The 9,211-nt window shown below is 70.2% G+C and carries 10 protein-coding genes and 1 pseudogene; 9 read left to right on the top strand and 2 right to left on the bottom strand.

The features are described from left to right. From ADBZ5U_RS11970 to ruvB, 9 genes and pseudogenes are all read left to right on the top strand, one after another. Positions 1–337, top strand: a 337-nt coding sequence (locus ADBZ5U_RS11970; RefSeq protein WP_526265702.1) for a glycosyltransferase family 4 protein, incomplete at its 5' end; no start/stop codon positions are given. Further along, positions 337–1,348 (top strand): annotated as a pseudogene (locus tag ADBZ5U_RS11975) (NUDIX hydrolase). The gene ADBZ5U_RS11970 and the pseudogene ADBZ5U_RS11975, both read left to right, overlap by 1 nt. A 67-nt stretch (positions 1,349–1,415) precedes the next feature. After that, positions 1,416–2,312, top strand: coding sequence for a pyridoxal 5'-phosphate synthase lyase subunit PdxS (gene pdxS / locus ADBZ5U_RS11980; RefSeq protein ID WP_526265704.1), 897 nt, complete (start codon positions 1,416–1,418; stop codon positions 2,310–2,312). Positions 2,313–2,319: 7 nt separating this feature from the next. Continuing rightward, positions 2,320–3,150 (top strand): acyl-CoA thioesterase II, encoded by an 831-nt coding sequence (locus ADBZ5U_RS11985; RefSeq protein WP_526265706.1) that lies wholly within the window; start codon positions 2,320–2,322, stop codon positions 3,148–3,150. Then, positions 3,147–3,743, top strand: coding sequence for a pyridoxal 5'-phosphate synthase glutaminase subunit PdxT (pdxT, locus tag ADBZ5U_RS11990; protein WP_526265708.1), 597 nt, complete (start codon positions 3,147–3,149; stop codon positions 3,741–3,743). The genes ADBZ5U_RS11985 and pdxT overlap by 4 nt, the downstream gene beginning before the upstream one ends. Before the next feature lie 135 nt (positions 3,744–3,878). After that, positions 3,879–4,634, top strand: coding sequence for a YebC/PmpR family DNA-binding transcriptional regulator (locus ADBZ5U_RS11995; protein ID WP_526265710.1), 756 nt, complete (start codon positions 3,879–3,881; stop codon positions 4,632–4,634). A gap of 93 nt (positions 4,635–4,727) precedes the next feature. After that, complete coding sequence (ruvC, locus tag ADBZ5U_RS12000) at positions 4,728–5,306, top strand: crossover junction endodeoxyribonuclease RuvC (RefSeq protein WP_526265712.1); 579 nt, start codon at positions 4,728–4,730, stop codon at positions 5,304–5,306. Then, a complete protein-coding gene (gene ruvA / locus ADBZ5U_RS12005; protein ID WP_526265714.1) occupies positions 5,303–5,893 on the top strand; it encodes a Holliday junction branch migration protein RuvA in 591 nt (196 codons plus the stop codon). Before ruvC ends, ruvA begins: the two co-directional genes overlap by 4 nt. Next, on the top strand, positions 5,890–6,948 hold the full coding sequence (gene ruvB / locus ADBZ5U_RS12010; protein WP_526265716.1) for a Holliday junction branch migration DNA helicase RuvB: 1,059 nt from the start codon (positions 5,890–5,892) through the stop codon (positions 6,946–6,948). The genes ruvA and ruvB overlap by 4 nt, the downstream gene beginning before the upstream one ends. Before the next feature lie 22 nt (positions 6,949–6,970). On the opposite strand, the gene ADBZ5U_RS12015 is transcribed toward ruvB, so the two are convergent. Then, a complete protein-coding gene (locus ADBZ5U_RS12015; RefSeq protein ID WP_526265718.1) occupies positions 6,971–8,320 on the bottom strand; it encodes an NAD-dependent succinate-semialdehyde dehydrogenase in 1,350 nt (449 codons plus the stop codon). Between the two features lie 48 nt (positions 8,321–8,368). Continuing rightward, positions 8,369–9,211 (bottom strand): aminotransferase class III-fold pyridoxal phosphate-dependent enzyme (locus ADBZ5U_RS12020; protein WP_526265720.1); only part of this gene is annotated, 843 nt, incomplete at its 5' end.

A 9,211-nucleotide genomic window follows, 5' to 3' on the forward strand; every position in this document is an offset into this window, starting at 1 on the left:
CACCGGCGGCGAGAGCTTCGGCATCGTGCTGGTGGAGGCGATGGCGGCCGGAACCCCGGTGGTGGCCAGCAACCTCGACGCCTTCCGCCGGGTGCTCCAGGACGGCAAGGCCGGGCGACTGGTGCCGGTCGAGGACTCCGCGGCGCTGGCCGAGGCGCTGATCGCGGTGCTGGGTGACCCCAGGCTGCGGCGGCGGTACGTCAAGGCGGCCACCGCCGCCGTGCAGCGCTACGACTGGTCGGTGGTGGCCGACGAGATCATGCGCGTCTACGAGACGGTCGCCGGCGCCGGGATGAAGGTGGGCGTTGCCGGTGGCCCCGCCAGGAGCGCCACCTGATGGCCCCGGGGTTGTACTGGTCGTTGACCGCGGCACTGGTGGCGGTCCTGCTCTGCATACTCGTGTGGGCCTATCAGACGGCCAACCGACTGGACCGTCTGCACGTGCGCTGCGACCTGTCCTGGCAGGCGCTCGACGCGGCGCTGGCCCGGCGTTCGGTGGTGGCGCGGGCCGTCGCGGCCGACGTCGGCGACGCCCGACTGGCCGGTCTGGCCGACGCCGCCGAACGGTCGCCGCGTCCGGAGCGGGAAGCCTGCGAGAACGAACTGTCCACCGCGCTGAGCCATGTCGAGCCCGACGAGGTGCGCCCGGTCCTGGTGGCCGAACTCTCCGAGGCCGAGTCCCGGGTGCTGCTGGCCCGGCGCTTCCACAACGACGCCGTCCGCGACACCCTGGCGCTGCGCCAACAGCGTCCGGTCCGGTGGCTGCGCCTCGGCGGACGCGCCCCGCTGCCGGGCTATTTCGAGATCGCCGAGCCCGCGCAGCGGTGAGACCGTGAGACGCACCTCCGCCCGGGTGATCCTGCTCGACGACGACGGGGCGGTGCTCCTGCTCTGCGGATCCGATCCGGCGATCACCGACCGCGCCGCGCCACGCTGGTGGTTCACCGTAGGCGGCCGCGCCCGGCCGGGGGAGGCGCTGGTCGCGACCGCCGTCCGCGAACTGGCCGAGGAGACCGGACTGCGGGCCGGCGCCGAACGGATGCTCGGCCCGGTCTGGCGGCGCGAGTCGATCATCGACTTCAACGGCGCGGTACTGCACAGCGACGAGTTCTACTTCCTGCACCGCACCTGCCGCTTCGAGCCGTCGCCGGCCGGACGCACCGCCCTGGAGCGTCGCTATATCCACGGCCACCGCTGGTGCGATGCCGCGGCGATCAGCGAATTGGTGGCGGCGGGTCAGCAGGTCTACCCGCTGCAACTGGGTGAGCTCCTCGCCGAGGCGAACCTGGCGGCGGACTCGGCGGCCGGCGCCCCGCGGCACCGAGCCGGCCCCCGCCTCATCCAGTGACGCCGCCGGAATCCGTCGCCGCGGGCCTGCATCTAGACTGGACCCGCACCAGTTGAAGGAGCCCACAGTGGAAAGCGCAGCTGCACAGACCGGTACCGCCAGGGTCAAGCGGGGTATGGCCGAGATGCTCAAGGGTGGCGTCATCATGGACGTCGTCACCCCCGAGCAGGCGCGCATCGCCGAGGGGGCGGGCGCGGTTGCGGTGATGGCCTTGGAGAGGGTGCCCGCCGACATCCGCGCCCAGGGCGGGGTGGCGCGGATGAGCGACCCGGACCTGATCGAGGGGATCATCTCCGCGGTGTCGATTCCGGTGATGGCCAAGGCGCGGATCGGGCATTTCGTCGAGGCGCAGATCCTGCAGAGCCTCGGGGTGGACTACGTCGACGAGTCCGAGGTGCTGACCCCGGCCGACTACACCCACCACATCGACAAGTGGCGCTTCACCGTGCCGTTCGTGTGCGGGGCGACCAATCTCGGCGAGGCGCTGCGGCGGATCACCGAGGGCGCGGCGATGATCCGCTCCAAGGGTGAGGCCGGCACCGGTGACGTGTCCAACGCGACCACCCACATGCGGACCATCGGCGGGGAGATCCGTCGGCTCAGTTCGCTGTCGGAGGACGAATTGTTCGTGGCGGCAAAGGAATTGCAGGCGCCCTACGACCTGGTGGTAGAGGTGGCTCGGGCCGGCAAGTTGCCGGTGACGATGTTCACCGCCGGCGGGATCGCCACCCCGGCGGATGCGGCGATGATGATGCAACTCGGCGCCGAGGGGGTGTTCGTCGGCTCGGGCATCTTCAAGTCCGGCGACCCGGCGCAGCGGGCGGCGGCGATCGTCAAGGCCACCACTTTCTACGACGACCCCGACGTGCTGGCCAAGGTGTCGCGCGGGCTGGGCGAGGCCATGGTCGGCATCAACGTCTCCGACATCCCCGTACCGCACCGGCTCGCCGAACGCGGCTGGTAGCCACTCGGTGGCGATCGAGCAGATCCTCGGCCTCGAGCAGCTCGAGGTCAACATCTATCGCGGGGCGGTCTTCAACCCCGAAGACGGTTATCTGGCAAGGACATTCGGCGGTCATATCGCCGGCCAGGCCCTGGTCTCGGCGGTGCGAACCGTCGACCCGAAGTATCACCTGCACTCCCTCCACGGCTACTTCCTGCGGCCGGGGGACGCCACCAAGCCGGCGGTCTATCTGGTGGACCGGCCGCGTGACGGCAGTTCGTTCTGCACCCGCCGGGTGAGCGCCGTCCAGAACGGCGAGGTGATCTTCTCGGCGGGAGCGTCCTTCCAGACCGATCAGAGCGGCATCGTCCACCAGGACGCCATGCCGGTCACCCCGCCGCCCGAGGAACTGCCCGACTTCCATTCCGGCGGCGGTCTTGCGCAGTTCGCCGAATGGGATATCCGCCGGGTGCCGCGGGAGAAGTTGACCGCCCGGCCGGGGCAGGTGTCGCCGCAGCAGGTGTGGTTCAAGCATCGCGACCCACTGCCCGACGACCCACTGCTGCACCTCTGCGCGCTGGCCTACATGAGCGACCTGACCCTGCTGGCCTCGGCGCACTCCACCCACGAGGAGGAACGGCCCCACATCGCGGTGGCCTCCCTGGATCACGCGATGTGGTTCATGCGTCCGTTCCGGGCCGACGAGTGGCTGCTCTACGACCAGTCCTCGCCGTCGGCCGGCGGCGGCCGGGCGCTGACCCAGGGCCAGATCTACAACCAGTCCGGCCAGATGGTGGCCGCGGTGGTGCAGGAGGGGCTGACCCGCTACCGGCGCGGCTACACCCCGGGCTCGGGGTGAGCGGCCCGTCCGTCGGGGTGCTGGCTCTGCAGGGCGACACGCGTGAGCACCTGGCGGCCCTGGACGAGGTCGGGGCGCGGGCGTGCACGGTCCGCCGGCCGGCCGAGTTGGAGGCCGTCGAGGCCCTGGTGATCCCCGGCGGGGAGTCCACCACGATGAGCCTGCTGCTGCGCGAGTTCGGGTTGCTGCAACCGCTGCGCCGCCGCCTTGCCGACGGGATGCCGGCCTACGGGTCGTGTGCCGGGATGATCCTGCTGGCCAGTGAGATCCTCGACGCCGGGGCGCCCGGCCGGCAGGCGGAGGCCCTCGGCGGCATAGACATGACCGTGCGGCGCAACGCTTTCGGGCGTCAGGTCGACTCGTTCGAGGGCGATCTGGACTTCCTGGGAATCGACGGCCCGGCGCACGCGGTCTTCATCCGGGCGCCCTGGGTGGAGCGGGTCGGCCCGGCCGTCGAGGTGCTGGCCCGCGCCGGTGAACACATCGTGGCGGTCCGCCAGGGTCAGGTGCTGGCCACCGCCTTCCACCCCGAGATCACCGGGGACCGCAGGGTGCACAGGTTGTTCGTCGACATGATCGCCGGACGTCCCTGATCACTTGAGTGCAGCACCACGCAGAGGGTTACTCGCACTTTGTGTGCAGGGTGCTGCACTCAACGGTTTTCAGGGTCGGGGGGCCGCCGCAGTAGACTCGACGGCGCATCAGTCGGTCAGAGCAGTTGAGGGGTCATGAGCGGCCATTCCAAATGGGCTACCACCAAGCACAAGAAGGCCGTCATCGACGCCAAGCGCGGCAAGATGTTCGCCAAGCTCATCAAGAACATCGAGGTCGCGGCCCGCACCGGCGGCGGTGACCCCAACGGCAATCCGACCCTGTGGGATGCCATCCAGAAGGCCAAGAAGACCTCGGTTCCCAACGACAACATCGAACGCGCCCGCAAACGCGGCGCCGGCGAGGAGGCCGGGGGCGCGGACTGGCAGACCATCACCTACGAGGGCTACGGCGCGGGCGGCGTCGCGGTCCTCATCGAGTGCCTGACCGACAACCGCAACAGGGCCGCCGGCGAGGTCCGGGTGGCGATGACCCGAAACGGCGGCAACATGGCCGATCCCGGGTCGGTGGCCTACCTGTTCGCCCGCAAGGGCCTGGTCACGCTGGAGAAGAACGGCCTGGCCGAGGACGACGTCCTGATGGCCGTCCTGGACGCCGGCGCCGAGGAGGTCAACGACCTCGACGACAGCTGGGAGGTCGTCTGCGAGCCCACCGATCTGGTGGCCGTGCGCACCGCGTTGCAGGACGCCGGCATCGAGTACGACTCGGCCGAGGCCAGCTTCCAGCCGTCGATGACGGTGACCGCCGATCTGGAGACCGCCCGCAAGGTTCTCAAACTGGTCGACGCACTGGAGGACAGCGACGACGTGCAGGACGTCTACACCAACATGGACATCCCCGACGACGTCGCCGCACAACTCGACGCGGAGTAGTCCGCCGGGCGTGTCCCTGGCCCGTTCCGTCGCACCCTGCCGCTAGGCTATCGAACAACTGTTCGTAGTTTCCGGCGGCGGAAGGCGTGACGCGTGCGGGTGATGGGTGTCGACCCCGGGTTGACCCGCTGCGGCCTGTCGGTGATCGAGAGCCGCAGCGCCCGCCAGGTGATCGCGCTGGACGTCGACGTGGTGCGCACGCCGGCCGAGGAGGCGCTGCAGCGCCGGCTGCTGGCGATCAGCGACACGGTCGGGTATTGGATGGACACCCACCTGCCCGACGTCATCGCGATCGAGCGGGTGTTCGCCAACTCCAACGCCAACACCGCAATGGGCACCGCCCAGGCCGCCGGCGTGATCGCCCTGGCCGCCGCCCGCCGGGACATCGACGTCCATTTCCACACCCCCAGCGAGGTCAAGGCGGCCGTCACCGGGAACGGCCGCGCGGACAAGGCGCAGGTCACCGCCATGGTCACCAAAATCCTTGCGCTGCAGCAGAAACCGACTCCGGCCGACGCCGCGGACGCGCTGGCGCTGGCCATCTGTCACTGCTGGCGTGCCCCGATGATCGCCCGGATGGCCGAGGCGGAGCAGATGGCGGCGGAGCAACGCCGCGCGTATTCGGCCCGGTTGAGGGCCGCGACCGGCCAGACCTCGCGGAGGCCACGGTGATCGCTTCGGTGCGCGGCGAGGTGCTCGAGATCGCCCTGGACCACGCGGTGATCGAGGCCGCCGGGGTGGGCTACAAGGTGATGGCCACCCCGTCGACCCTGGCCACCCTGCGCCGGGGCGACGAAGCCCGGTTGATCACCGCGATGATCGTCCGCGAGGACTCGCAGACGCTCTACGGCTTCGCCGACGGCGAGGCCCGCGACCTGTTCCTGACCCTGCTCGGTGTGTCCGGCGTCGGTCCCAAGATCGCACTGGCCACCCTGGCGGTCTACGACGCCACCGCACTGCGGCAGGCGCTGGCCGACGGCGACGTCGCCGCGCTGACCCGGGTGCCCGGGATCGGGAAGCGCGGGGCGGAGCGGCTGGTGCTGGAACTGCGCGACAGGATCGGCGCGCTGCCCGGCGGGGCGGGGGGCTCGCCGGCCGCCGGTCATGCCGTGCGCGCTCCGGTGATCGAAGCCCTTGTAGGCCTTGGCTTCCCGGCCAAACAGGCCGAGGAGGCCTGTGACAAGGTGCTGGCCGGCGATCCCGAGGCGAGCACCTCCGGCGCGCTTCGGTCGGCACTGTCGATGCTGGGGAGGAAATGAGCAGATTCGAGGACGACGAAGAGCCGGAGCGGGAGGTTTCGGCGGCGCTCACCGTCGGCGAGGGTGACGTCGAGGCGACCCTGCGGCCGCGGTCGCTGGGGGAGTTCATCGGCCAGCCCAGGGTGCGTGAGCAGTTGCAGTTGGTCATCGAGGGCGCCAGGAACCGCGGCGGCACCCCGGACCACATCCTGCTGTCCGGGCCGCCCGGCCTGGGCAAGACCTCGCTGGCGATGATCATCGCCGCCGAACTGGGCACCTCGCTGCGGGTCACCTCCGGGCCCGCGCTGGAACGCGCCGGCGATCTGGCCGCCATGCTGTCCAACCTCGTCGAGGGCGACGTGCTGTTCATCGACGAGATCCACCGGATCGCCAGGCCCGCCGAGGAGATGCTCTACCTGGCGATGGAGGACTTCCGCGTCGACGTGATCGTCGGAAAGGGTCCCGGGGCCACCTCGATTCCGCTGGAGGTGGCGCCCTTCACCCTGGTCGGTGCGACCACCAGATCCGGCGCGCTGACCGGGCCGCTACGCGACCGGTTCGGCTTCACCGCGCACATGGACTTCTACGAACCGGCCGAGCTGGAGCAGGTGCTGCACCGCGCGGCGGGCATCCTGGGCATCGAGCTGGGATCCGAGGCCGGCGCCGAGATCGCCCGGCGCTCCCGGGGCACCCCGCGCATCGCCAACCGGCTGCTGCGCCGGGTGCGTGACTACGCAGAGGTGCGCGCCGACGGGGTAATCACCCGCGACGTCGCGAAATCCGCTCTGGCCGTCTACGACGTCGACGAGTCGGGCCTGGACCGACTCGACCGGGCCGTGCTCTCGGCGCTCACCCGCAGCTTCGGCGGCGGACCGGTCGGTGTCTCGACGCTGGCGGTGGCGGTCGGCGAGGAGGCCGCGACGGTGGAGGAGGTGTGCGAGCCCTTCCTGGTGCGCGCCGGGATGATCGCCCGCACGCCACGCGGGCGGGTCGCCACCGCCCTGGCGTGGACCCATCTGGGGATGACGCCGCCGCCCTCGGCGGGGCCGCCGGGTCAGCCCCTCCTCTTCGAATGACCGTGCCCCGCCCGGGGGCGGGTCATTGCGGGACGGTGCGGATGAGTTTCCGGTTGACGAACTCCTCGATGCCGAACCGGCCCAGCTCACGTCCGAAACCGGAGCGTTTGACCCCGCCGAACGGCAGTTCGACACCTTCGGCGCCGACTCCGTTGATGAAGACCATTCCGGTTTCGAGTTTGTCGGCCACCCGCTGGGCCTGCTCTTCGTCGACGGTGAACACATATGAGCCGAGGCCGAACGGGGTGTCGTTGGCCACTTTCACCGCCTCGTCCTCGGAGGCGACCTTGTACATCGTGGCCACCGGGCCGAACAGTTCCTCGCGGTATGCGGGCGAGTCGGGTGACACACCGGTCAGCACAGTGGGCGGGAAGAAGGCGCCGTTGCGTTCGCCGGCGGACACCACGCTGGCGCCGTCGGCGACAGCCTGGTCGACCTGGTGGCCCAGCCGTTCCGCGGCGGCCGCCGAGGACAGCGGAGAGAGGCCGTCGGCGTCCTCCAGCACCTTCTTGGTGAACCGGTCGACGAAGTCGTCGTACAGATCGGCGATCACGATGAACCGCTTGGCGGCGTTGCAGGCCTGGCCGGTGTTCTCCATCCGGCCGGCCACGGCGGCATCGACGGTGGCATCGAGGTCGTTGCTGCTGAGGACGATGAACGGGTCGGACCCGCCGAGTTCGAGCACCACCTTCTTGAGGTTGCGGCCGGCGATCTCGGCCACCGCCGCGCCGGCACGTTCCGAGCCCGTCAGCGAGAGCCCCTGCACACGCGGATCGGCGATGGCATCGGCCATCTGCTCGTTGGTCGCATAGACGTTGACGTAGGCGCCCTCGGGGAACCCCGCGTCGTCGAAGATCTGGGCGATGGCCTCCGCCGACTCCGGGCACTGCTGGGCATGCTTGAGCACCACGGTGTTGCCCAGTACCAGGTTCGGGCCGGCGAACCGGGCCACCTGGTAGTAGGGGTAGTTCCACGGCATGATGCCCAGCAGCACCCCCACCGGACCGCGTCTGATCACCGCGCTGCCCTCGCCGCGGAGCAGTTCGATGGGCTCGTCGGCCAGGAACTTCTCGGCGTTCTCGGCGTAGTAGGCGTAGATCGCCGCGCTGAAGTCCACCTCCTCCAGGGCGCTCTCGAGTTTCTTGCCCATCTCGCGGTGGATGATGTCAGCCAGCTTGTCCCGGCGCTCGACGTGCAGCTGGGCGACCTTTCCCACCAGCGCCGCCCGTTGGGCCACGGTCGAATTCCTCGACCACCCCCGGAAGGCCTTCTCGGCCGCGGCCAGTGCCTGCTCGATCTCGGCGTCGGTCGCCGTCGGGTACTCCCGCTCCACTTTTCCGGTTGCCGGGTTGACTACTGCGTATGCGTTCACGGGCGCTCTCCTTGGTGGGAATTTCGTCGGGGGTCGGGGTCAGCGGGATCAGAGGTCGGCGAGGATGGCGGCGAGCACGTCCAAACCCTCGTTCAGCAGGTCGTCGCTGATCGTCAGCGGCGGAAGGAAACGCAGCACGTTGCCGAACGTGCCACAGCTCAAGACGATCACGCCCTGGGCGTGTGCGCCGCCGCACAGCGCCTTGGTGAGATCCGGATCCGGGTCCGCGGTGCCGGATCTCACCAATTCGACGGCGATCATCGCGCCCCGGCCGCGCACGTCCCCGATGCGGTCGTCGTCGGCCTGCATCCGGCCGAGCCGGTCCTTCATCAGCCGCTCGATGTCCTTGGCGCGGTCCAGCAGGCCGTCCAGTTCGATGGTCTCGATGGTCGCCAGCGCCGCCGCGCAGGCCAGCGGGTTGCCGCCGTAGGTCCCGCCCACCGCGCCCACGTGGGCGGCGTCCATGATCTCGGCCCGCCCGGTGACGCCGGACAGCGGCAGCCCGTCGGCGATGCCCTTGGCGGTGATGATCAGGTCCGGCTCGATGCCCTCGTCCTCGCAGGCGAACATCGCACCCGTCCGGGCGAAGCCGCTCTGCACCTCGTCGGCGATGAAGACCACGCCGTTCTCCGAGCACCAGGCCCGCAGGGCGGGCAGGAAGCCGGGCGCGGGCACGATGAAGCCGCCCTCGCCCTGAACCGGTTCGATGATCACCGCCGCCAGGTTCGCCGCGCCGATCTGCTTGTCGATGACGGTCAGCGCCCGCTCGGCGGCCAGCTCACCGTTGGTGGCCCACTCCTTGTCGATCAGCCCGTCGCGGTAGGGATACGACATCGGCGCCCGGTAGATCTCCGGGGCGAACGGGCCCATTCCGCTCTTGTAGGGCATCGA

This window comes from Mycobacterium sp. (assembly GCF_040398885.1).
Lineage (GTDB): Bacteria > Actinomycetota > Actinomycetes > Mycobacteriales > Mycobacteriaceae > Mycobacterium.